This window comes from Dactylosporangium vinaceum, from assembly GCF_019904175.1.
GTDB lineage: Bacteria > Actinomycetota > Actinomycetes > Mycobacteriales > Micromonosporaceae > Dactylosporangium > Dactylosporangium vinaceum.
Window position 1 is genome coordinate 2,784,396 of record NZ_CP061913.1, and the last position, 22,438, is coordinate 2,806,833.

Below are 22,438 nucleotides of genomic sequence, written 5' to 3' on the forward strand. Positions count from 1 at the left end.
TCAAACGTTCCGTTTCCGTGCCTGCAGAGTGTATGTAAGCGGCAGACGCTCCGGTCGCTCGGCCAGCCGGTGCTCGCCCTGCTCGTCCTCGACGGTGGCGCCGGGGTAGAAGTCCCAGGGGCAGCTGTCGTGCTCCTCCAGCATTGTCAGGTCCAGGCCGGCGCCGAGCAGCGCTGTCACGATCTCGCCCAGGCCGTGGTTGAACGAGTGCGAGACGGTGTTGGTGAACTGCACGCCGTCCGTGTCCACGTAGGAGCCGCCCTCGTCCCAGACCAGCGGGTCGGGCCGCTCGAAGTAGGGGAACTCCAGCGCGATCAGGCCGTCCTTGCGGGTCTCGTCGACCGCCCACATGGTGGGATGGCCCTCCCGGATGAACAGCCGGCCGCCGGGGCGCAGCAGCACGCTGACGGTCTCGGCCCACCGCCGGATGTCGGGGAGCCAGCACAGGGCGCCCACCCCGGTGTACACGAGATCGAAGGCTCCGGCTTCCAGCACGTCGAGCGCGCCGTACACCTCGGACTCGACGTACCCGATGTCGGCACCGGCGCGGCGGGCCAGCTCGCGGGCCTCGGCCAGGGACGCCGGGGAGAAGTCCAGGCCGGTGACCTGCGCGCCGAGGCGGTGCAGGGAGAGCGTGTCGGTGCCGATGTGGCACTGCAGATGCACCGTGCGCAGGCCGCGCACGTCGCCGAGCCGGGGCCGGTCGAAGCGCACGACCTCGCTCAAATACTCCGGATCATCGAGAAAGCCCTGGATGTTGTACCCGCGCGACGCCGCGTGCGCCGATGCGCGCTCATCCCAGTGGGCCCGGTTCACCTGTACTGAATCCACGACCCGACCGTCGCACGACGGTCAAACGGATATCGCCTCCGTCGCGGCGTGCATCACGTCCGTCCGGGCGGGCAGGGGCCGCAGCACCGGAGGGACGTGCACCGGCACGTCCACCGCCGCCGAGAGCAGCAGCGCGACGGCGACGCTCGTCGGGCGGGCCTCGGGCAGCTTGGACAGGCTGGTGGTGCACACCTCGGCCACCTCGTCCGGAAGCCCGGCGATCTCCGGCAGCGGCGCGGGCGGCGTGTGCCGGTGCGCGAGCAGCATCTGCTCGTCGGTGTTCGCGGGCCAGGGCAGCCGGCCGGTGAGGCACTGGTAGAGCAGGACCCCGACGGCGTACACGTCGGCCGGGGGCGCCGCCGCACCCCGCTCCAGGCGCTCCGGCGCCAGGTACGCCGGGGTGCCCAGCAGCGTGCCGTCGGGCAGCTGGTCCGGCTGGCCGGTCCGGGCGGCCACGCCGAAGTCGAGGATCTTGGCGCCCGACGCGGTGAGGACGATGTTCGCCGGCTTGATGTCGCGGTGCACGACGCCGTGCCCGTGCGCGGCGGCCAGCCCGGCCCCGACCTCGGCGCAGATCCGCCCGGCGACCTGCCAGTCGAGCGGCCCGTCGAGCATCACCCGATCCAGCGCCTGCCCCTCGACAAGCTCCATGACCAGATACGCGGTGCCCCGCCCGGCCCGCCGCGACGTGCCGAAGTCGTAGACCGACACGACGTTGGGGTGGGCGAAGCGGGCGCCGGACCGCGCCTCGTTGCGGGCCCGCTCGAACGCCTCCGCGTCGGCCGTGTGCTCGGCAGTGAGCAGTTTCACTGCGACATCGCGGTCGAGGACCTCGTCGTGCGCCTCCCAGACAGCGGCCATCCCGCCTTCGCCCAGCTTGCGGCGTAGCCGGTACCGTCCGCCCAGAACTCGCACGCCGTCATGTTGCCCATGATGCGGGTCTTTCAAAAGGCGAACCGTCAGGCACCCGGCCGGGCACCGGGCCCGCAACCGCCGCCCGGTGAGCTGGAGGGCATGCACGGACGCCGGCGGTACTTCGCGGCGGCCGGCGCCGCCGCGGTCGTGGGATCGTCGCTGGCCGCCGGCCAGCTCGGCCGCGTCCTGTGGCTCGTCACCGCCGTCGCCTGCAGCGCGCCGATGCTGGTCCGCGCGGTCCGGGACCGCCGGTCGATCAGCACCGCGTGGGGGCTCGTCGCGGCCGGTTTCGTGACCCGGCTGCTGGCCGACGCGGTGTGGTCGGCCGAGTCGATGCTCCACGACGGCGCCGTGCCGTTCCCGTCCTGGAACGACTTCGGGTACCTGCTGTCGTACGGCCTGCTCGTCACCGGTCTCATCGGCGCCGCCGGGGGCCGGGCCCGCGTCGCGCTGCTCGACGCGTCGATCCTGGTGGCGGGCGTGGCGGTGATCGACTGGATGGTGCTGATCCACCCCTACCTGCACCGGACCGAGATCGGGCCGCTGGCCTTGGGCCTCGCGCTCGCGTACCCCCTCTGCGATCTTGTGCTTTTTGCCGTTGCCGTTCGCGTGCTGCTCTCGGGGGCGGCCCGCAACCGGGCCAACCTGCTGCTGCTGGCCGGGGTCGGGCTGATGCTCACCGCCAACACGATCTTCTTCGCGCACGCCGCGAACGGGCGGGTCCGCGACGTGCACTGGCTCGACGACGTGCTGTGGCTGGGCTCGTACCTGGCGCTGGGGCTGGCCGGCCTGCACCCGCGCGTCTTCGGCCGCCGCGAGCCGCGCCGCCCGCAGGCCGGGGACGAGCGCGACGTGCTGTCGGCCGGGCGCATCCTGCTCTTCGGCGCCGCGACGCTGCTCGGCCCGGCCGCCACCGTCTATCGGCTGGCCACGACCGACGGCAGCCGGGCGCCGGGGGAGTGGCGGCACCTGATCGTGCCCGCGCTGCTGGCCGGTCTGCTGTCGGTGCTGCTCGTCGTGCGCCTCGGCGGCCTGGCCCGCCTGGCCCAGCGCCGCCTCGCCGACCTCGCCACCAACGAGCGGCGCCTGGAGGCGGCCCTCGTCGAGCGGGTCTCCCTGGAGCACCAGCTGCGCCACGGCGCGTTGCACGACCCGGTCACCGGCCTGGCCAACCGCGCACTGCTGACCGAGCGCATGGACTGGGCCCTGGCCCGGCCCGAGCGGCGCCACCACGCCCTGCTCCTGCTCGACGTCGACCGGTTCACCGACGTCAACGACGCCTACGGGATCGGCTTCGGCGACCAGGTCCTCGTGGCCCTGGCCGCCCGGCTGCGCGCCGTGGCCGCACCCGGTGACACGCTGGCCCGGCTCGGGGGTGACGAGTTCGCGCTGTTCGTCGAGCACGCTCCGGCCGAACTGCCGGCCGAGCGGCTGCGGGCCGAGGTGAAGGCCCCGCTGCGGGTCGGCGCGCGGGTGGTGCACCTGACCGCCAGCATCGGCCTGGTGGACATCAATGGCCAGACCCCGCCGGACGTGATCGCCGACGCCGAGCTCGCGCTGCGGGCGGCGAAGCGGGGCGGGCGCGACCGGGTGGTGCGCTACCGGCCGGAGCTGCGCAGCGCCCGGGAGACCTTCACGCGCATCAGCGCCGGGCTGCGCCACGCGGTCGAGCGCGGCGAGCTGGCCGTGCACTACCAGCCGGTGGTGGAGCTGCCGGGCGCCCGGATCGTCGCCGTCGAGGCGCTGCTGCGCTGGACCCCGGCCGACGGCCCCGTGCCGCCTGACGACTTCATCCCGGTCGCCGAGGAGACAGGCCTCATCGTGCCCATCGGCGCCTGGATCCTGGAGCAGGCCTGCCGCGCCGCCGGCACCTGGCACGAGCGGTTCGGCACCTCGATCACCGTGAACGTCTCCGTGCGCCAGCTCGCCGAGCCGCACTTCGCCGACGAGGTCCTCGCCGTCCTCGACCGCACCGGCCTGCCCGCCGCGGCCCTGGTCCTGGAGATCACCGAGTCGGTGTTCGCCGGCGACGCCGACGCGCTCCCGGACGCCCTCGCCCGCCTGCGCGGCCACGGCATCCGCATCGCCATCGACGACTTCGGCACCGGGTATTCGTCGCTGTCGTACCTCAACCAGCTGCCCGTCGACATCCTGAAGATCGACCGCTCGTTCGTGCCGTCCGGCCCCGGCTCCGACGGCGACCACGCGTTCACCCGGGCCGTGCTCCAGCTCGGCAGCAGCCGCAGCCTGCCCGCGATCGCCGAGGGCATCGAGACCGCGGAGCAGGCCGAGGTGCTGCACGCGCTCGGCTGCCGGCTGGCCCAGGGCTACCACTTCGCGAAGCCCGGCCCGGCCTCGCAGCTCGAGGCCGCCTTCGCCCGCCTGAACCCGGTCCGCACCGGATGAGACGCGACCCGGTCGTCATCGCCATGATCGGGGCCACGGCCCTGCTCACGGCCTGGTTCCTGCTCGGCCCGGCCGACGCCGCCACCCAGGTCCGCGTGTTCTGGACGCTGCTGCCGCTGTCCGACTATCTGCTCGGGTACTTCGCGCGCCGCGTGACAGCGCTCGACCTGCCCGCCGACACCCGCCGTTTCTGGCGCGCCGCGAGCCACGTCTCCCTGATCTTCATCGTCGGCGACGCCAGCCAAACGGTCGTCGCCTGGCTGCACCCGGGCCCGGCCGCCGCCGTCCCGAACGCCTTCCAGGCCGCCACGCTGATGGCCGGCATCGCCTGGATGGTCTGGATCATGCTCACCCACCCGGGCCGGATCGCCACCCGCCAGGCCCGCATCCGCTTCTGGCTGGACGCCGCCTCGGTCCTGGTCGGCGCGGGCGTCCTGGTCTGGCTCCTGCTGCTCCCCAGCGGCGCCGGCCGCCCGAAGACCGCGCTCGTGGCCCTGCTCCTGGGCACCGTCATCATCCTCGTCGCCGCCTTCGCCGCGGTGAAGCTCATCCTCAGCGGCAACGCCCCGCTCTCCGTGTGGGCCGCCGCGCCGATGCTCCTGGCCGGCGTCGTGCAGGGCGCGGTCGGTGCCCTCGTCGGCCGGGAGGGCACGCACCTGCGCGTGCTGCTGGCGGCCCAGATGCTCTCCTCGGTCCTGCTCATCGTCGGCCCCCGCCTCCAGGAGCTGAGCGGCCCACCGGCCCCGGCGTCCGAGCGCGTCGCGAAGCCGTACAGCCTGTTGCCGTACACGACATTGGCCGGCCTGTTCGCCGCCCTCCCGTTCGTGCTGCGCGACGGCGTGGGCCCCGACGACTGGCTCCTGCTGGGCGGCCTCTTCACGGCGACCGTCCTGGCCGTGACCCGCCAGCAGATGACCTTCGCCGAGAACGCGGCCCTGATGCGCGAACTGCGCCACCGGGCCACCCACGACGGCCTGACCGCCCTGGCCAACCGCGCCCACTTCGACACCACGCTGGCCGCCTTGACCGACCACAGCGCCGTCCTCCTGGTCGATCTGAACGACTTCAAGCTGATCAACGACACCCACGGCCACCACGCGGGCGACACCGTCCTGACCGCGGTCGCCACCCGCCTGGCCCGTGTCACCCCACCCACCGGCCTGGCCGCCCGCCTGGGCGGCGACGAGTTCGCCGTCCTCCTGCCGGGCGCCGACGCCGACGAGGCGGCCGCGGTAGCCGCCCGCTTCCTGACGCTGTTGCAGGCCCCGATCCCGGTGGAAGGCCACAGCCTGCGAATCCGAGCGAGCGTGGGCCTGGCCGACGGGCCACCGGGCAACCCGGACGCCCTGCTCCGCCGGGCGGACTCGGAGATGTACCGCCGTAAGCGGGGGGCGTCTGCTGTTGCGTTGCCGAAAAGTCGGGCGCTGGGGCGCCCCGCTGCGCTTGACTTTTCAGACATTTACCCCGTCGGGCGATAAGTCCGATGTGTTGGTTTTCTTCGGGGCATTGGTAGGTGTGCGCGCCACTTGCTGATGGCTGCTTTGTCGGCGCCTGCTCCGAGTTGACCGATGCGTAGTTCAGCTGTTTTCTTGCGCCCTTTGCGGTAGGGCGTGGATCTTGCTAACGCTGGGTTAACGTGGGGGTTGGGAGCATCATTGTGTGGCTGGACAGGGGAGTTTCTTCAGTCGGACGGAAACGGCATGCATGCGGGACCGGACCCGGGCGCGAAATTATTCGCCGCTCAATGAGGAGTTTCGGCGCGAACACGCCCGGCATCGCGCTTGGGGCCTTGCGCAACGCCATGCGACCAAGCTCCGCCGCCTCCATGGCGAGGCGTCATCAGCCCTGACTCCCGAACCACTATCCGACCTCGCCCCGCTCGCCTCGGCCCCGCCGGTCGCTGAGTTCGTGTCTGTTGCTGTCGGTCCGGCGCCGCTCGCCTCGGCGCCTGCTGAGTTCGTGCCTGTTGCTGTTGATCCGGCGCCGTCGATTCCCGCCCCGGCCCCGACTACCGCTGAGATCGTGCCTGTTGCCGTCGGTCCGGCCCCGCTCGCCTTGGTCTCAGCCGCGGTCGATCCCGAGCCGTTCATCGCAGGTCCGGCCGTCGTTGAGTCTGCGTCGTTTGCTCCAGCACCGGCTGTCACTCGGCTCGTGCCACTACTCGGGCCAGCCCCGGGTGCCGACGAGGGCGCGGCGCATGTCGGGTTCGCGGTGGCTGGTCTTGTCCCGGCTGTTGACGAGCCTGCGCCGGGAGGTCTGGCTGCTGGCGGGGCTGCGGTGGTTGCTGGAGCCTTGGCCGGCGTCGCGTCTGTGCCGGTCGCGCTGATTGCCACCGTCGAGTCGGTCGGTTCTGCGGGGGCTGCCGTCGAACCAGCACCACTCGCTCCAGCCTCGGTCGCCGTGCGGTCCGCGCCGGTTGCTTCTGCTCCGGTTGTCGTCGAGTTTGTGCTGCTCGCTCGGGCCGCAGGTGTCGTCGAGTTCGCGGTGGTTGCTTCGGCCTCGGCTGTTGTTCGGGCCGTGGTGCTCGCTCCAGCCGCAGGTGTCGTCGAGTTCGTGCTGGTTGCTTCGGCCTCGGCTGTCATTCGGGCCGTGATGCTCGCCCCAGCCGCAGATGCCGTTGAGTTCGCGGTGGTTGCTTCGGCCTCGGCTGTTGTTCGGCTCGTGGTGCTCGCTCCGGTCGCAGGTGCCGTTGAGTTCGCGCTAACCGCGGCGGGTGTCGAGTTTGCGCGGCATGCCGTGCGTGTGCGTGCTGGCCCTGCCTCGTGCGGTGTTGGGCCCGTTGCCTTCGGGGTCGGCAGGACGGCGGCGAGGGCGTACTCGGCGGCGCCGATGGACGGGCCGTCGGCGCCGAGCTCGGCCGGCACGAGGCGTCGGTCGAGTGCGCCTTTGCTCGGTGTTGCGTCTGTCGCTGCCGGCTGGACTGGCTGGGCTGGCAGGACTGCCTGGGCTGACAGGACTGGCCGGGCTGGCTGGGCCGCGGTGGAAGTCGCGCCGGTTGTTGTGTGTGTGGCGGATGCTGGGCGTGGGCATGTCGGCTCGGCCTCGGGCGTGCGGCGTTTGTTGCTCCCGGTCCCGTTCCCGCCGCTCTTCGGGCCTCGCTGGCCGACGGAGGGCGCATGGTGAGGGGGTGCGCGGGGAGGGGGGTGTCCCTATGTGTTTTGTCAAGCGGCGCGGACGGCGGGGCGCGCCTGGTAGGGGGTCTTCGCGCGGAGTATGGCGTGGAGGACGTCGATGCGGCGGCGGGCCAGGCAGATGAGGGCGGCGTTGTGTTTCTTGCCTTCGGCGCGTTTGCGGTCGTAGTAGGCGCGGGACGGTGGGTGGGACAGCGACGCGAACGCCGCTAGGAAGAACGCGCGTTTGAGCTGCTTGTTGCCACCTTTGGGTGGGTGTTCGCCGCGGATGCTGGAGCCCGAGCGGCGGGTGACCGGGGCCAGACCGGCGTAGGCGGCGAGGTGGCCGGGGGTGGGGAACGCGGCGATGTCACCGACGTCGAGCAGGAGGCGGGCTCCGGTCCTGACCTCGATGCCGGGCATCGAGGTCAGGACCCCGGCAAGAGGGTGGGCATCAAGCATCCTCTCGACCTCGCCGGCGACGTCGGCTCGCTGGCGCAGCACCTCGCGCAGGGTGCCGGCCAGGCGAGGCAGGATTGTCTCGTCCGCGGCGGTGCCGGGCACGACCACTGTCTGCTCGGCCAGCGCGGTGATGATCTGTTCGACCAGTCGCTCACCCATCCGTGGCGCTTTCGGCCGGGCGATCTCAACCAGCTTGGCCCTGCCGGCCTGGCGCAAACCGGCCGGGCCGCCGCAGCGGGCCAGCAGTTCGAGCACGGCCGGATGCTGCACTTTCGGGCCCAGCACACGTTCCAGTGCCGGGTGGATCTAGGTGAGCAGGCCGCGGATGCGGTTGGACACCCGGGTCGACTCACCGGCCAGGTCGTCGTCGAAGCCGATGAGGACCTCGAGCTCGGCCAGGGCCTCGTCGCCGGTGTCGACCCGGCGCAGCGTGTGCGGCAGGGTCCGAGCCGCGTCAGCGATGACGTAAGCATCACGCGCATCGGTCTTCGCGCTGCCCGGATGCAGGTCAGCGGTGCGACGCATCGCCAAACCAGGCAGATAGGCCACCTGATGGCCGCCGGCCCGCGCGACCGCGACCGGCAACGCGCCGATCGAGGCCGGCTGGTCAACCACCACGAGCACCGTGCCGTGCCGGGCCAGCTTCGCAAACAACGCCTGCAGCCTGGCTTCGGTATTGGGCAGCGGCGCGTCGTGCAGTCGCTTGCCGTCGAGGGCCAGACCCACCGCGTGGTGTTCGCCTTTGCCCACGTCCAACCCGAGGAACACGCTGTATTCGCCGTGCACCACGCCTCCACACCGTCGACGAAGCGGTCTCGGCCGCCGGTCCGGCGTCGGACTGCCGGCACCCACGTTACGAAGAGACCAACCCCAGACGGGGTGGCCGGGTCCCTATCAGCGGTCCGCCGACGCCACCCGGCCTGGGGACAACACCCCCGGATCATCCCAACGACAGGGGCAGTAAGTCATACCAGGCCGAGCGACCGAGCAGTCCCCGGCTGGGGACGATCAAAAACGTAACGGGGAGAGGTGCGTGGGAGAGGGCGGTTGGATTGCACCGCAGGAGGTGGCGTCGACCGTGAAGCAAGGGTCGGATGGCGCGGCGTGATCGGTGTTTGGTCGCCGTTTGCTGGTTGAAGAGCGTGGCTTGGTTTGGTTTGTCGTGGTCGTCCATTCGGGAGGTGTGATCCGCGCGGGCGCCTATAGTAAAATTAGCACTATCCCCCTCTCTATCTTTTCCTCCTTGGTGTCTTCATGGGTCACATTCCCGCGTCAGTACGACGGGCATCATCAGTGTGCATTCTTCGTCGTGAGTTTGCGGATCTGTGCCGCACAATAACGGGCACTCTTGACCACGTGGCGAATAGATGGTCGCGGTAACAGGATCAGGAGTTTGCGCGGCGGGTGAAGAGGTGGCGTTCGGCGGCGTTGGTGGTCAGGGTGGCGGCCTCGGTGAAGGCGGCTCGGGCCTCCTGGTGGCGGCCCAGGCGGGCCAGCATGTCGCCGCGGGCGGCGGGGAGGTGGGGGTAGCCGGGGAGGTGTAGCTGGTCCAGTAGGGCCAGGGCGGCGGCTGGGCCCTCGGCCATGCCTACGGCTACGGCTCGGTTGAGTTCCACTACGGCGGAGGGGGCGACGTGGGCCAGCAGGCGGTACAGGGCGGCGATCCGGGGCCAGTCCGTGGCCGCGAACGTCAGGGCTCGGGCGTGGCAGGCGGCTATGGCGGCCTGGAGACCGTACGGGCCGAGGGTGCCCAGGGACTCGGCTCGGGCCAGTGCGGCCAGGCCGCGGCGGATCAGCAGGCGGTCCCAGCGGCTGCGGTCCTGGTCGGCCAGGAGGATCGGGTGACCGGCGGGGTCCGTGCGGGCCGGTAGGCGTGACGCTTGCAGTTCCATGAGGGCGCTCAGGCCGTGTACCTCGGGTTCGCCGGGAAGGCGGCCGGACAGTACGCGGCCCAGGCGCAGGGCCTCCTCGATCAGCTGCGGGCGGGACCAGCCGTCGCCGGCCGTTGCGGCGTAGCCCTCGTTGAAGATCAGGTAGGTGGTGCCCAGGACGGCGGCCAGGCGGGATGGGAGTTCGGCGGGGGAGGGGAGTTCGAACGCCACGCCGGTCAGGGCTCGCTTCGCCCGCAGGATGCGTTGCGAGACGGTCGCCTCGGTGGTCAGGAAGGCCCTGGCGATCTCGCCGGTGCGCAGGCCGCCGAGCATGCGCAGGGTCAGGGCGACCTGCGACTCCGTCGTCAGGGTGGGGTGGCAGGCGGTGAAGAGCAGCCGGAGGGTGTCATCGCCGATGTGGTCGTCGATCGCGTCCACGATCAGTGCTTCCTCGTCGAGCGCTTCCGCAGTACCCACCAAGGCCAGTTTGTTGCGGTAGTTCTCCTGACGGCGCAGATGGTCGACCGCACGGTGCTTGGCGGTGGCCATCAGCCAGGGGCCGGGCGCGTCCGGCACGCCGCGTGCGGGCCACTGCTCCAGGGCGGCCACGAGCGCGTCCTGGGCCAGCTCCTCGGCCAGGCCGACGTCCCGGACCAGCCGGGCGAGCGCGCCGATGATGCGGGCGGACTCGATCCGGTACACCGCCTCGACGACGCGCGTCACGTCCGGCCGGTCGGGACTCATCGAAGCCTCAGAACTCCATGACCTGCAGGATGCGGCACGTGCCCGCCCACTCGGGCCACAGGTCGCGGTGCACCTTCATGAACCGCGAGCACCACTCGACCGCCTCCTCCTTGGAGCGGACCGAGTACACGGCGTAACTGATCATCTCCTTGGTCTCGGCGAACGGCCCGTCGGTCACCGTCAGGCCGCCGCCGGTCACGGTGATCATGGCTCCGGCCGCGGAGGGCAGGAGGCCGGCGTTGTCCAGCAGCGCACCGGCCGCTGTCGCCTCGGCGCCCAGCTTCATGATTGCGTCCATGAGCTCGGCGGGCGGCGGGGTGGCCGGCTGGTCGGCCTCGAGCAGCATCACGTAGCGCATCCGTTTTCTCCGTCTCTGGTGGATGACCCGTCGTCAGGTACTCGAACGAGCGGGACCGGATCCGACACGCGCGCCGCTACGAATTTCGGGTGATGTCCGCGACCTCCTGCGGCGTCAGCTTGATGCCGGCCGCCGCGATGTTGTCCTCGAGGTGCCCGACCGAGCCGGTGCCCGGGATCGGCAGGATCGACGGCGAGCGGGCCAGCAGCCACGCGAGCACGATCTGGCGCGGCGTGGCCTCGTACTTCTTCGCGACCGCCTCGATCGTCGAGTTGCCGTCGAGGTTCTGGATCGGCGCCCACGGCAGGAACACGATCGACTCCTGCTCGCACAGGTCGACAAGGGACTCCGAGCCGCGGTCGTCGACGTTGTACCGGTTCTGGATCGACACGATAGGCGTGATCCGCTGGGCGATGCGCAGCTGCTCCTCGGTGAAGTTCGACACGCCGAGGTGCCGGATCTTCCCCTGGGCCTTGAGCTCGGCGAGGGCCCCGATGGAGTCCTCGACGGGCACCTTCGGGTCGGGCCGGTGGAACTGGTACAGCGCGATCTGGTCCAGCTTCAACTTGCGCAGGCTGCCCTCCAGGGCCTCGCGCAGGTGCTCGGGGCGCCCGTCCGGCTGCCAGTTGCCCGGCCCCGGCCGCACGAGCCCGCCCTTGGTGGCGATGACCAGGTCGTCGGCGTACGGGTACAGCGCCTCGGCGATCAGCTCCTCGCTGACGTCGGGGCCGTAGGAGTCGGCGGTGTCGATGAAGTTCACGTCCAGCTCGACGGCCCGGCGCAGGACCCGCTTGGCCTCCTCGCGGTCCCGCGGCGGCCCCCAGACGCCGTCGCCGGTGATCCGCATGGCGCCGAAGCCGAGCCGGTTGACCGTCAGGTCGCCGCCGACGTCGATCGTGCCGGCGTCCGCCGCGCTGCTGTGTGCTGACATGCGTCAGATCTCCTTCGGGGAGGTACAACAGAAGTGCTCTCGCCTTTGAATCTAGCCACGTCTGTGAGAATCCGGCCCCCTGCGGCTCTGGATTAGCGCAGATCACCCTGGGTATGGTGGCCCGACCCGCCCGTCCCCCGCACCTGCGAGCACTGGGAGTGAGCAGCATGAACGCGCATGACCCGACCCACATCGACCCCAACAGCCCCGAGGCCGCGGCCCGGGAGGCGGCCCGCTTCGCCGCGGAGCGCGAGCAGAGCATCGCGCACCGGGAGGCCCAGGGCGGCCGCGTGGACGACGGCGCGGTCGACTCCCACGGCCGCCGCATCGCCGATCCGCGCCGGGGCACGCAGCTGGACGAGGACATCTAGCAACTTTCATACCCCACCTGGGGTTCCGCCGCGTCCGGCCGCTGATTCGGCGGCCGGGCCGGTGCGGGTGCCTACGCTCCGCCCATGCATGCCGTGGTTCTTGCACTCACTGCAGCTGTCGGTCTGGTACCGCCGGTCGTGCACCACCCCACCAACGGCTTCTCGCCACACGGTCCCTGGAACACGAAGCTGCCCCCGAACGTCCGGCTGGCGGCCAACTCCGCGGCCGTGGTGGAGAACATCCGCCTCGACAAGGTGAACAACTACGGCTCGTGGGCGGTCAACACCGACGAGTACTCGACGCCGATCTACACCGTGGATCGCAGTACGCCCCGGCAGCGCTGGACGTTCTCCGACTGTCTGGACAAGCCCGAACTCGCCCCGGTGATCGCCGACAGCCTGGCCGCCGTGCCGACCCCGGCGAACCTGACCCCGTCCAAGGGCACCGACGCGGCGGTGACGATCTACCAGCCCTCGACCGACACGTACTGGGACTTCTGGCGGGCCGAGCAGGCCCCCGACGGGCACTGGACGGCCTGCTGGGGCGGCAAGATCGAGCACTACTCGCGCAACCCCGGGATCTTCACCAACCCCCTCGGCGCCACCGCGACCGGCCTGCCGATGGGCGCGTTCACCATCAGGATCGATGAGCTGCGGCGGGGGTACATCGACCACGCCGTCAACATCGCGACGGTCCGCACGCGCGCAGGCTGCCACTCGTGGCCGGCGACCCGCGACGACGGCAACACGCCCGGCGCCGATATCGCCTGCGAGGGCCAGCGCTTCCGCCTCGACCCCGCCTTCGACGTCACCACCGTCCGCAGCCCCGTAGGCCGCATGATCGCGCGGGCGATGCAGGAGTACGGCGCCATCCTGACCGACAAGGCCGGGGCCCTCGTCACGTACGCCGAGGACCCCCGCCCCTGGATGCTCGCCACCGGGCAGCCGGACCCGTACCCGGCCCTCATGGACCCCGACGACCTGGTCCCGGACGGGGCGGAGAAGTACCTCATCCTCGGCGACATCCCCGTCGAACGCCTCCAGGCCCTCCCGTACGACTACGGCCGCCCGTGCCGCTGAGCGCCCCGTGACCCGGGCGGTCGATGCGTTCGGTGCATTGACGCAATGCATCACGGGAAGGTTCCGATATATCGCCGATATGTATTACGTTCCCGGGCATGAAGCTCTGGGAACGACTGTTCGTGCGCGCGACGGTGGTCGAGGCCGAGACCACCGGCCGGTTTCGCCGCCTGCGTCTGCAGGCCGCCGCGCTCGGGACGGCCGAGTGGCGCCCCGGCCAGCAGGTCCGGGTCGACGTGGGTCCGGCCCGGGCGATGGCGCCGCTGCTGCGGACCTACTCGGTGTGGAGCCGCGACGGTGACACCATCGAACTCCAGGCGCTCCTGCACGGCAGCGGCCCGGGCGCGGTCTGGATGGGCGGCGCCCGGGTCGGCGACACGGCGCTGCTCAGCAGGCCCAAGGGCGACTTCGTGACCCGGCCCGCGGCGTACCACCTGTTCGTCGGCGAGGAGACCGCCTCCGTCGCGTTCGGGCCGATGCTGCGGGCGCTGCCGGCCGCCGAGCGGGCCGCGAGCCGGGCCGTTGTCGAGATCTCCGGGCCGGCGGACCGGCTCGACCTGGACGGGGACGTGACCTGGGTCGATCGCGCCGGCGACAGTGCGGCGGAGTCGGGGCGGCTCGTCGCGGCAGTACAGCTGCTGGATCTTCCGCCGCAACCCGGGCAGGCTTATGTGGCCGGGGAAGCCCGCACCGTGCAGGCCGTGCGCCGCCACCTCGTCCAGGACCGGGGCTGGCCACGCCGATCGGTGCTCACCAAGCCGTTCTGGACGCCGGGGAAGCGCGGCATGGAGTAGCCACATCGGACCTATCGAGCGCGATCGCCCGTCGCGGTCGGACCTTGCGGGCGACTCTTCCCGGCTGATAGACACAATTCATCCGATGTTTGGGAGGGCTTCGTGACCGCTAGTGGGGAGTTCGACGGTCTCGCCGTCGTCGTCACGGGGGCCGGGTCGGGGATCGGCCTGGCCACCGCCGTCCACCTCGCCGACCGGGGCGCCCGGGTCGCCGGCCTCGACCTGCGCCCCGACGACCTGCCACCCGGGATCGAAGGCTTCGTCGCCGACGTCACCGACGACGCCGCCGTCCGGGCCGCCGTCACCGCCGCGGCCGCGCACCTCGGCGGCATCGACATCCTGGTCAACAACGCCGGCATCGGCGCGATCGGCACCGTCGAGGCCAACTCCGACGACGAGTGGCACCGCGTGTACGACGTCAACGTCGTCGGCATGGTCCGCGTCACCCGCGCCGCCCTGCCCTACCTGCGCCGCTCCGAGCACGCCGCGATCGTGAACACCTGCTCGATCGTCGCCCACGCCGGCCTGCCGGACCGCGCCCTCTACAGCGCGACGAAGGGCGCCGTGCAGTCGCTCACCGCCGCGATGGCCGCCGACCACGTCCGCGAGGGCATCCGCGTCAACTGCGTCAACCCCGGCACCGCCGACACCCCGTGGATCCGCCGCCTGCTCGACCAGGCCGCCGACCCCGCCGCCGAACTGGCCGCCCTGAACGCCCGCCAGCCCGCCGGCCGCCTGGTCTCGGCGGAGGAGGTCGCCCACGCCATCGCGTACCTGGCCAGTCCCCTGGCCAGCGCCACCACCGGCGCGGTGCTGTCGGTCGACGGCGGCATGCACGGCCTGCGGGTCAGGCCCCGGGCATGATCCTGGGCCTCGGTTGCGCGCAGCTGGGGAACCTCTGCCGGGAGCGGGGCCTGCTGTGGCACTGACCGACGAGGCCATCGACAAGATCAAGGGCATGATCACGTCGGGCGAGCTGGGCCCGGGCGACCGCCTGCCCAAGGAGTCGGACCTGGCCGAGCGGCTGGGCCTGTCCCGCAACTCGCTGCGCGAGGCCGTGAAGGCGCTGTCGATGATCAGGGTGCTGGACGTCCGGCGGGGCGACGGCACCTACGTCACGAGCCTGGAGCCCGACCTCCTCCTCGACGCCCTCAGCTTCGTCGTCGACTTCCACCGCGACGACACCGTCCCGCAGTTCCTGGAGGTCCGCCGCATCCTGGAGCCCGCCGCCACCGCCCTGGCCGCGACCCGCATGACCGACCGGGAGATCGTGACGCTCCGGTCGGTCCTGGACGAGCTCGGCACCGACTCCACGACCGAGGCCCTCGTCGCCAACGACCTGGAGTTCCACCGCCTGATCGCCGCCGGCTCCGGCAACGCCGTCCTGTGCTCCCTGATCGACGGCCTGTCCGGCCCGACGGCGAGAGCCCGGACCTGGCGCGGCATGACCCAGGAGGGCGCCGCCGCCCGCACCCGCGAACAGCACCTGGCCATCGTCGACGCCATCGCCTCCCGCGAGCCCGACCTGGCCCGCTCCTGGGCCGCCATCCACGTGGCCGGCGTCGAGCAGTGGCTGCGCCGCGCCGTGTGATTTCGGGGTCGTTCTTCGCCGGAGGGCGGCAAGTGCTCAGAAGTCGCGGTGGCGGGCCGATGGGGTAACCGTTCGCGGGACGGCGTAAGGGGCGTGGCGTGGCTGGCGACAAGAGGCGATGGCTCGCCGACATGCCGATGGCGCGCAAGCTCATGCTGCTCGTGCTCGTCGGGTGTCTGGTGGGGGCGGCGGTGCTCGGGGTCGGGGTGTACAGCCTGAAACAGGTGAACGACCAGGCGGCCGAGCTGTATCGGCTGAACCTCGTGCCGGCGGCGCACCTGGCCTCGCTGGACCGGGCGGCGCTGCGGGTGCGCAACGACGTGGCAAACCTCGCGCTGTCCAACGGGCCCGTCGCCAGCAAGTCGTTCACCGACGACATCGCGGCGGCCGATCAGCAGGTCGACGCCGAGGTGGCGGCCTATCGGGCGACGATCCGCGACGTCAAGCAGCGCCAGCTCCTGAACCGGTTCGCGATCTGGTGGGGCGCGTTTCGCAACATCCGCGACCACCGGCTGATCCCGCTGATCCAGGCCGGGAGCAACGCGGACTTCCAGCAGGCGTACCTCGGCGACGGCGAGACCGTCGGCGGCAACGCGATGAACGCGCTGTCCGACCTGATGGCGTATGAGCAGACAAGCGGCAAGGACGGGGCCGCCGAGGCCGCCGGCGCCTACCGCACCGCCCGCATCGCCATGGTGATCGCGCTCGTGGTCGGGCTGCTGCTGGCCATGGTCCTCAGCCGGTACCTCACCGGCCTCATCGTCCGCCCGATCCGCCGCGTGCACGCGGTCCTGAACGCGGTTGCGGCCGGCGACCTGACCGCCGAGGCCGACGTGGCCCAGCGCGACGAGGTCGGCGAGATGGCGCGGGCGCTCGGCGCGGCCACCGCCAGCACCCGCGAAGCGGTGAAGTCGCTCGGCGACAACTCGGCGACGCTCGCCGCGGCGGCCGAGGAGCTCACCGCGATCAGCCGGCAGATCGACACCAGCGCCAAGTCGGCCAACACCAAGGCCGGCGACGTCGCCCGGGCGGCCGGCACGGTCAGCGAGCACGTCGCCGCGGTCGCCGGGAGCACCTCGGAGCTGGGCGACGCGATCGACGAGATCTCCCGCAACACGCAGCGCGCCGCGACCGTCACCGCATCGGCGGTGGCCATCGCGGCGACCACCAACGACACGATCGGCAAGCTCGGCGCGTCGTCGACCGAGATCGGCGAGGTGGTGAAGGTGATCACCGCGATCGCCGGGCAGACGAACCTGCTGGCGCTGAACGCCACCATCGAGGCGGCCCGGGCGGGCGAGTTCGGCAAGGGGTTCGCGGTCGTCGCGCAGGAGGTCAAGGACCTGGCCCGGGAGACCGCCCAGGCGACCGACGACATCGGCAAGCGGGTGCAGGCGATCCAGGTCGACACCGAGGACGCGGTGGGCGCGATGGGGCAGATCGGGGAGGTGATCGCGCAGATGAGCGAGTATCAGAACGCGATCGCCGCGGCGGTCGAGGAGCAGGCGGTCACCGCCCGCTCGATGGGCGAGAGCGTGGGCGCGGCGGCCAGCGGCTCGACCGAGATCGCGGGCACCATCGCGGGCGTCGCCGACGCGACCGAGCTGACCAACCAGGGCGTCACCAGCACCGGCAAGGCCGTCGACCAGCTCGCGTCGATGGCGTCCGAGATGCGCGTGCTCGTCTCCCGCTTCAAGTACTGAGGTCGATATGCGCAAGATGCTGGCCGCACTGGCGGCGACGATGCTGCTCTCCGGCTGCACGGAGGCGCTCACGACGGACGCCGGCGACGGCCTGGACGCGCGGGTGGCGCTGCTGCTCCCCGAGCGCAAGGCGAGCCGGTACGAGGCCGGTGACCAGCCGTACTTCGCGCAGAAGCTGGCCGAGCTGTGCCCCGGCTGCACCGTCGACTACCGCAACGCCGAGCAGAGCGCGGCCACCCAGCTGCAGCAGGCCAAGGAGGCGCTCGACCAGGGCGCGAAGGTCCTGGTCCTGACCCCTGTCGACAGCATCGCCGCGGGCCAGATCGTCACCGAGGCAAAGAGCCGCAGCGTGCCGGTCATCTCCTACGACCGCCTGGTCCTGAAGGCGCCCGTCGACTACTACATCTCGTTCGACAACGCGAAGGTCGGCGCGTTGCAGGCGGCGGCGCTGCTGCAGGCCCTCGGCGCCAAGGCGTCCCAGGGCGAGATCCTGTGGATCAACGGCTCCCCGACGGACAACAACGCGACACTGTTCAAGCAGGGCGCCCACGCCGGCCTGGACGGCAAGGTGAAGGTGGCCGCGGAGTCCGACACCGCGGAGTGGAGCCCCGACAACGCCCGGAAGTGGACCGCGAGCGTGCTGCCGACGCTGCGAGGCCGCACGATCGTCGGCGTGTATGCGGCAAACGACGGCACGGCGGGCGCGGCGATCGCGGCCATGAAGGCGGCCGGCCTGCCCCAGGTGCCGGTGACCGGCCAGGACGCGGAGACCGCGGCGCTGCAGCGCATCCTCGTCGGCGACCAGTACATGACGGTGTACAAGGCGATCCGCACCGAGGCCGAGACCGCGGCCACGCTCGCCGACGACCTGCTGCGGGGGAAGAAGCCGGCGGAGACCGCGAACGTGGACAACGGCGCCGGCCAGGTCCCGTCCATCCTGCTCGACCCGGTGACTGTCACGAAGGACACCATCGCCGGCACCGTCGTGAAGGACGGCTTCGTCACACCGAGCGCGCTGTGCGCGGGCCAGTACGCCGACGCCTGCCGCGCCGCCGGCATCGGCTGAGGGCGCTCGCCGTCACGCGCGCTGGATCTCGCCTCACGTGCGCCTGATGGAGCCCAGCAGCTCGTCGAGTTCGCGTTCGAACGCCGGCTCGTCGGTCTCGGCCAGGGCGTGCACGAACTGGCCGTGCCCGTCCTCGACGAGCGCCTCCCGCATGTGCACCGCCGACGCGCCGCCGATGCCGGTGTGGACGTGTACCCAGTCGGTCGGCAGCCCCAGCAGCCGCCCGCCGGAGCGGGTGACCGCGTCGGCCGGGAAGCGCTGGTGGACCAGGTTGGGTGCGCTGCCGCGGTAGAGCGTCACCGAGGCGAACGGGCCGCCGAGCGGGGTGAGGCGCAGCAGGCGCAGCACGACGAACGAGAGGCCGGACTCCTGATACGCCACCCACCCGGCCCGCACGTCGGCGGTCAGGATCGTCTCCCCGTCGAGCCCGGCCAGCACCCGGCTCCCGGCGTGCGCGTCGAGCGGGCGCTCCCCGGGCCGGACCGTGCGCAGGATCTGCGCGGCCAGCTCGGTGAGCCCGTCGCGATCGTCGGCGGCGTTGGGCGACACGAACAGCTGGATGCGGACGATCCCGGACTCGGCCGTCCGCACGAACGCGTCAGCGATGGGCACGGCCTGCCGCGCGGAGTCCAGCGGGAAGTACCCGTAGCCGACCGTGTCCGGCCCCGTGTCCAGCGGCACCAGGTGCTGCCCGGGCGGCAGGTCCCAGCCGCCGGTGACGCCGTCGATCGCGGCGCGCAGCTCGCCCGGCACGACCCGGAACAGCTCGGACGCCAGCAGCACCAGCCGCTCGCCGCCGACGTCGTACAGCACCCGGGTCTCCGTCTGCCCCGACGCCGCCACCCCCATGAGCGACTGTCCCCGCGCCTCGGCCCGCGCGCCCGCCGGCAGCGTCACCGTGAGCCGGTCGTCAAGCAGCGGGACGACCTGCTCCGCCGCGTAGTTCCGCCCGGCCTGCGCGAGTGCTCCCACACCCGCACCCTACCGCCAGGCGGCGTGCCGGTCCGCCGGCGGACGCGACGCCGGCGGCCGGTGCCGGCCTCAGCAGGCGGGCGCGCTACCGCCGGTCGTGCTCGAGATGTAGGCGTGGCTGAGGTACTGCCCGGTGCCGATCCGGTCCCAGCGGGTCGTCGTGCTGTAGGGGCCGGCGACGGACTGCCCGGTGACCCAGCACTCGATCGGGACCTGGGCGGACGTGGCCGCGTACCCCTTGCTCGCGAAGCTGGTGCCGGCCCCGGCCCGGATGTTCAGCGGGCCGCTGCCGACGACGCCGCGGACGCCGGTGCCGGTCCACAGGTACGCCACGTCGACCCACGAGTTGTCGGTCAGCAGCAGCCCGTCCAGGAAGACGCCGTCGCCGAGGTCGATGCCGGCCGGGTTCGCGACCGCGCGGCCGAACTGGTCTTTGCCGCCGTTGTAGCCGCTCTGGTACGCGGCCTGGGCCTCGGGGCGGCCCTGCGGCAGGTCCTTCCAGGACTGGCGGGTGGCGGCCGGGTTCCAGTAGTCGTCGGTGGTGTTCCACGGGCCGACGTCCCAGACCGGGGCGAACTCGCAGCGCGACCCGCTCGTGGTGCAGACCCGCACGGTGTAGTCGCCGGTGTTCTTCGGGGCCAGCCCGCGGCGGGACGGCAGCGCGACGAAGTGGTCACGGGCGGCGATGACGTGGCCGTTGGCGGTGGTGGCACCGACGAGTCCCTCGCGGGTGGCGTAGACGCGAGAGACGTTGCCGGCCGCGGCCAGGCCCGCCGCGGGCGGCGCCGGCGGCACGGACGCCGCCACCAGCACGACCGCGTTGACGGCGGCCGTTTCGCCGGTGAGCGCCACGCGGATCTGCACGGTCACGACGTCCTGCGCGAGCGCCGTGCCGGCGGGCGTCCACTCCGACCAGGCGCCGCCGGCCGGCCGGCCGCGGTACTCCACGTCGACCCCGGCCGTCGCCTTCGTGGTGAACGCGCGGACCTGGTTGGCCGCGGTGGCCAGGTCGTGCGGCGCGAGCACGAGCAGGCCGGAGACGACGGGCGAGCGCCGGCCGGACGGGACCGCGGCCGGGTCGGCGATGCGCAGGGCATCGCCGCTCCAGGCCACGTTGACGTCGTCGTCGGTGACGACCTGCAGGGCGGCCGGCCATGAGTTGCTGGGCGTCCCGGCCTCGGGCGGCCCCGGCGCGGCCGCCGCGGGGGTGACCGCCAGGCCGACGAGCAGGGTGCACACACCCGCGATGAAGAGCGTTCGCATGCGGTGCAGACAATCATTATCGTCTATGCACAGTCAAGGCTGTCAGCGGATCGGTCGTGGGTTGTCAGCGGCCCGGGCCATGGTCGGCGCATGAAGCACACCACGGTCCTCATCTCCGGCGCCGGCATCGCCGGCCCCGCGCTCGCGTTCTGGCTGGCCCGCTACGGCTGCGACGTCACGGTCGTCGAGCGCGCCCCGCAGCTGCGCCCCGGCGGCCAGGCTGTCGATTTCAAGGGCGCCACGCACCGCACGGTCCTGGAGCGCATGGGCCTGCTCGACGCCGTGCGTGCGCGCCAGACCGGCGGCCGCGACCAGACGATCGTCGACGAGCACGGCCGGCCCCTGGCGGTCATCCCGGGCGAGTTCACCGGCGGCGACATCGAGATCGGCCGCGGCGAGCTCGCCGCACTCCTGCACGCCCGGACCGCCGGTGCCTGCGAATACCGCTTCGGCGACTCCGTCACGTCGCTCACCGAGACGGCCGGCCGGGTGCACGTCACGTTCGCCGGCTCCGCCCCGGCCGGCTTCGACCTGGTCGTGGGGGCCGACGGCATCCACTCCAACATCCGCCGCCTCGCCTTCGGCCCCGAGCCCGACTACGTCACCTTCCTGGGTCACTACTACGCGCTCGTCGACGGCCTCACCGCGGACGGCGGCCGCGAGGACGAGGCGTTCATGTACAACGAGCCGGGGCGGATGGTGGCGACCGGCGGCCCGAAGGCGCCCGCGTTCTTCGTGTTCCGCTCGCCGCAGCTGCAGTACGACCGCTACGACCCGCAGGCCGCGAAGCGCATCCTGCGCGGCGCCTACAGCGGCGGCCGGTGGCGCATCCCGGAGCTGCTCGACCGCCTCGACGCCGCGGACGACGTGTACCTGGACTCCATCAGCCGCGTCCAGGTCCCGGCGTACTCCAAGGGCCGGGTGGTGCTCCTGGGTGACGCCGGATACGGCAACACGCTCGGCGGCTTCGGCACGGGGCTCGCGGTGGTCGGCGCCTACGTCCTGGCCGGCGAGCTGCGGGCGGCCGGCGGCGACTTCCGCACGGCGTTCGCGGCCTACGAGGCCGCCTTCCGCGGGTATGCGAAGGTCTCCCGGCAGGGCAGCGCCGGCCCGTTCCTGGCCCCGCCCAGCGCGCTGCGGATCGCGATGCGCAACTGGACGTTCCAGTCCCGGTGGCTGCTGCGGATGATGCTGAAGCTGACCGACAGGTACGCGACGGGCATCGAGCTCAAGCAGTACTGACCAGTTTTCCGGCCGGACGGTGTCGATACGGGCATGACTGGACAACTGACCGCCGTCGTGACCGGCGGGACGCGGGGATTCGGGCGGGGCATCACCGAGGCGCTGGCGAAGGCCGGGTACACGACCGTCACCGTCGCGCGGGGCGACGACGCGGACGTCGTCGCCGATGTGGCCGCGCCGGGGGTGGCCGAGCGCGTGCTCGCCGAGCACGCACCGGCGGTGCTGGTGCTGAACGCGGGCGCGGTGCCCGACATCCGGCCCGTGCACGAGCAGACGTGGGAGTCGTTCTCCGCGCCGTGGGAGGTCGACGTGCGCCAGGCCTTCGAGTGGTGCCGGGCGGCGCTGCGCGGGCCGCTGGCGCCGGGGAGCGTGGTGGTGCTGCTGTCGAGCGGCGCGGCGCTGGCCGGGTCGCCGCGCAGCGGTGGATACGCGGGGGCGAAGGCGATGGTCCGGTTCGTCGCGCGCTATGCGGACGAGGAGGCGGCCCGCCTCGGCCTGGGCATCCGGTTCGTGGCGCTGCTGCCGGGCCTCTCGCCGGGCACCGGCGTCGGCGACGCGGGCGCTGACGCCTACTCGGCGAAGCAGGGCATCTCCGTGGAGGAGTTCACGGCCCGCCTCGGCCCCGTGGTCACCCCGGAGGGGGCCGGCGCCGCGGTGCTCGCCGTGCTCGACGACCCGGGCGGCGCCTACAAGCTCAGCGCGGACGGCCTGGAAGTGCTGCAATGACG

18 protein-coding genes and 1 pseudogene are annotated in these 22,438 nt (G+C 72.2%); 11 read left to right on the forward strand and 8 right to left on the reverse strand.

Annotated features, from left to right (window positions below; translation table 11 throughout):
• Both Dvina_RS12255 and Dvina_RS12260 read right to left on the reverse strand, forming a co-directional pair.
• Nucleotides 1-831 (reverse strand): class I SAM-dependent methyltransferase, encoded by an 831-nt coding sequence (locus tag Dvina_RS12255; protein WP_223102559.1) that lies wholly within the window; start codon nucleotides 829-831, stop codon nucleotides 1-3.
• A 21-nt stretch (nucleotides 832-852) separates the two neighbouring features.
• Complete coding sequence (locus Dvina_RS12260; protein WP_223102560.1) at nucleotides 853-1,746, reverse strand: serine/threonine-protein kinase; 894 nt, start codon at nucleotides 1,744-1,746, stop codon at nucleotides 853-855.
• Between the two features lie 99 nt (nucleotides 1,747-1,845).
• Between Dvina_RS12260 and Dvina_RS12265 the strand changes: the two genes are divergently transcribed.
• Together Dvina_RS12265 and Dvina_RS12270 are read left to right on the forward strand one after the other, a co-directional pair.
• Nucleotides 1,846-4,152 (forward strand): putative bifunctional diguanylate cyclase/phosphodiesterase, encoded by a 2,307-nt coding sequence (locus Dvina_RS12265; protein WP_223102561.1) that lies wholly within the window; start codon nucleotides 1,846-1,848, stop codon nucleotides 4,150-4,152.
• A complete protein-coding gene (locus Dvina_RS12270) occupies nucleotides 4,149-5,630 on the forward strand; it encodes a GGDEF domain-containing protein (protein WP_223102562.1) in 1,482 nt (493 codons plus the stop codon). Before Dvina_RS12265 ends, Dvina_RS12270 begins: the two co-directional genes overlap by 4 nt.
• 1,683 nt (nucleotides 5,631-7,313) lie before the next feature.
• On the opposite strand, the pseudogene Dvina_RS12275 reads toward Dvina_RS12270, so the two are convergent.
• The 4 genes and pseudogenes from Dvina_RS12275 to Dvina_RS12290 all read right to left on the reverse strand — a co-directional run bounded on the left by Dvina_RS12275 (nucleotide 7,314) and on the right by Dvina_RS12290 (nucleotide 11,628).
• Nucleotides 7,314-8,510 (reverse strand): annotated as a pseudogene (locus tag Dvina_RS12275) (IS110 family RNA-guided transposase).
• A 599-nt stretch (nucleotides 8,511-9,109) separates the two neighbouring features.
• Nucleotides 9,110-10,339, reverse strand: coding sequence for an RNA polymerase sigma factor (locus Dvina_RS12280; protein ID WP_223102563.1), 1,230 nt, complete (start codon nucleotides 10,337-10,339; stop codon nucleotides 9,110-9,112).
• Between the two features lie 7 nt (nucleotides 10,340-10,346).
• Nucleotides 10,347-10,697 (reverse strand): YciI family protein, encoded by a 351-nt coding sequence (locus Dvina_RS12285; RefSeq protein WP_223102564.1) that lies wholly within the window; start codon nucleotides 10,695-10,697, stop codon nucleotides 10,347-10,349.
• Between the two features lie 76 nt (nucleotides 10,698-10,773).
• A complete protein-coding gene (locus tag Dvina_RS12290; protein ID WP_223102565.1) occupies nucleotides 10,774-11,628 on the reverse strand; it encodes an aldo/keto reductase in 855 nt (284 codons plus the stop codon).
• A gap of 167 nt (nucleotides 11,629-11,795) precedes the next feature.
• Here Dvina_RS12290 and Dvina_RS12295 point away from each other — a divergent pair, with 167 nt between their 5' ends.
• From Dvina_RS12295 to Dvina_RS12325, 7 genes are all read left to right on the forward strand, one after another.
• The gene (locus Dvina_RS12295; RefSeq protein ID WP_223102566.1) at nucleotides 11,796-11,999 is read left to right on the forward strand and encodes a hypothetical protein; all 204 of its coding nucleotides are present in this window, start codon (nucleotides 11,796-11,798) and stop codon (nucleotides 11,997-11,999) included.
• A gap of 84 nt (nucleotides 12,000-12,083) precedes the next feature.
• The gene (locus Dvina_RS12300) at nucleotides 12,084-13,079 is read left to right on the forward strand and encodes a hypothetical protein (protein ID WP_223102567.1); all 996 of its coding nucleotides are present in this window, start codon (nucleotides 12,084-12,086) and stop codon (nucleotides 13,077-13,079) included.
• 98 nt (nucleotides 13,080-13,177) lie between these two features.
• On the forward strand, nucleotides 13,178-13,873 hold the full coding sequence (locus Dvina_RS12305) for a siderophore-interacting protein (protein WP_223102568.1): 696 nt from the start codon (nucleotides 13,178-13,180) through the stop codon (nucleotides 13,871-13,873).
• Between the two features lie 102 nt (nucleotides 13,874-13,975).
• Nucleotides 13,976-14,737, forward strand: coding sequence for an SDR family NAD(P)-dependent oxidoreductase (locus Dvina_RS12310; RefSeq protein ID WP_223102569.1), 762 nt, complete (start codon nucleotides 13,976-13,978; stop codon nucleotides 14,735-14,737).
• Between the two features lie 55 nt (nucleotides 14,738-14,792).
• A complete protein-coding gene (locus tag Dvina_RS12315; RefSeq protein WP_223102570.1) occupies nucleotides 14,793-15,464 on the forward strand; it encodes a FadR/GntR family transcriptional regulator in 672 nt (223 codons plus the stop codon).
• Nucleotides 15,465-15,562: 98 nt separating this feature from the next.
• Complete coding sequence (locus tag Dvina_RS12320) at nucleotides 15,563-17,167, forward strand: methyl-accepting chemotaxis protein (RefSeq protein ID WP_223102571.1); 1,605 nt, start codon at nucleotides 15,563-15,565, stop codon at nucleotides 17,165-17,167.
• 7 nt (nucleotides 17,168-17,174) lie between these two features.
• Nucleotides 17,175-18,233, forward strand: coding sequence for a sugar ABC transporter substrate-binding protein (locus tag Dvina_RS12325; RefSeq protein ID WP_223102572.1), 1,059 nt, complete (start codon nucleotides 17,175-17,177; stop codon nucleotides 18,231-18,233).
• A gap of 33 nt (nucleotides 18,234-18,266) precedes the next feature.
• Here Dvina_RS12325 and Dvina_RS12330 read toward each other — a convergent pair whose 3' ends face one another.
• Together Dvina_RS12330 and Dvina_RS12335 are read right to left on the reverse strand one after the other, a co-directional pair.
• Nucleotides 18,267-19,205, reverse strand: a complete 939-nt coding sequence (locus Dvina_RS12330; RefSeq protein WP_223102573.1) for a hypothetical protein — start codon at nucleotides 19,203-19,205, stop codon at nucleotides 18,267-18,269.
• A gap of 69 nt (nucleotides 19,206-19,274) precedes the next feature.
• Entirely contained in the window at nucleotides 19,275-20,468 is a 1,194-nt protein-coding gene (locus tag Dvina_RS12335) for a hypothetical protein (RefSeq protein ID WP_223102574.1), read from the reverse strand.
• 90 nt (nucleotides 20,469-20,558) lie between these two features.
• Here Dvina_RS12335 and Dvina_RS12340 point away from each other — a divergent pair, with 90 nt between their 5' ends.
• On the forward strand, nucleotides 20,559-21,710 hold the full coding sequence (locus Dvina_RS12340; RefSeq protein ID WP_223102575.1) for an FAD-dependent monooxygenase: 1,152 nt from the start codon (nucleotides 20,559-20,561) through the stop codon (nucleotides 21,708-21,710).
• A 33-nt stretch (nucleotides 21,711-21,743) separates the two neighbouring features.
• Nucleotides 21,744-22,436 carry an SDR family NAD(P)-dependent oxidoreductase gene (locus Dvina_RS12345; RefSeq protein WP_223102576.1) on the forward strand — a complete coding sequence of 231 codons (693 nt, stop codon included), beginning with the start codon at nucleotides 21,744-21,746 and terminating at the stop codon, nucleotides 22,434-22,436.
• The last annotated feature ends 2 nt before the right edge of the window (nucleotides 22,437-22,438 follow it).

Excerpts from the sequence above, each read along its gene's own strand:
- Dvina_RS12265 (WP_223102561.1), top strand. The coding sequence starts at position 1,846 with ATGCACGGACGCCGGCGGTACTTCGCGGCGGCCGGCGCCGCCGCGGTC.
- Dvina_RS12270 (WP_223102562.1), top strand. The coding sequence starts at position 4,149 with ATGAGACGCGACCCGGTCGTCATCGCCATGATCGGGGCCACGGCCCTG.
- Dvina_RS12280 (WP_223102563.1), bottom strand. The coding sequence starts at position 10,339 with ATGAGTCCCGACCGGCCGGACGTGACGCGCGTCGTCGAGGCGGTGTAC.
- Dvina_RS12285 (WP_223102564.1), bottom strand. The coding sequence starts at position 10,697 with ATGCGCTACGTGATGCTGCTCGAGGCCGACCAGCCGGCCACCCCGCCG.
- Dvina_RS12290 (WP_223102565.1), bottom strand. The coding sequence starts at position 11,628 with ATGTCAGCACACAGCAGCGCGGCGGACGCCGGCACGATCGACGTCGGC.
- Dvina_RS12295 (WP_223102566.1), top strand. The coding sequence starts at position 11,796 with ATGAACGCGCATGACCCGACCCACATCGACCCCAACAGCCCCGAGGCC.
- Dvina_RS12300 (WP_223102567.1), top strand. The coding sequence starts at position 12,084 with ATGCATGCCGTGGTTCTTGCACTCACTGCAGCTGTCGGTCTGGTACCG.
- Dvina_RS12305 (WP_223102568.1), top strand. The coding sequence starts at position 13,178 with ATGAAGCTCTGGGAACGACTGTTCGTGCGCGCGACGGTGGTCGAGGCC.
- Dvina_RS12325 (WP_223102572.1), top strand. The coding sequence starts at position 17,175 with ATGCGCAAGATGCTGGCCGCACTGGCGGCGACGATGCTGCTCTCCGGC.
- Dvina_RS12335 (WP_223102574.1), bottom strand. The coding sequence starts at position 20,468 with ATGCGAACGCTCTTCATCGCGGGTGTGTGCACCCTGCTCGTCGGCCTG.
- Dvina_RS12340 (WP_223102575.1), top strand. The coding sequence starts at position 20,559 with ATGAAGCACACCACGGTCCTCATCTCCGGCGCCGGCATCGCCGGCCCC.
- Dvina_RS12345 (WP_223102576.1), top strand. The coding sequence starts at position 21,744 with ATGACTGGACAACTGACCGCCGTCGTGACCGGCGGGACGCGGGGATTC.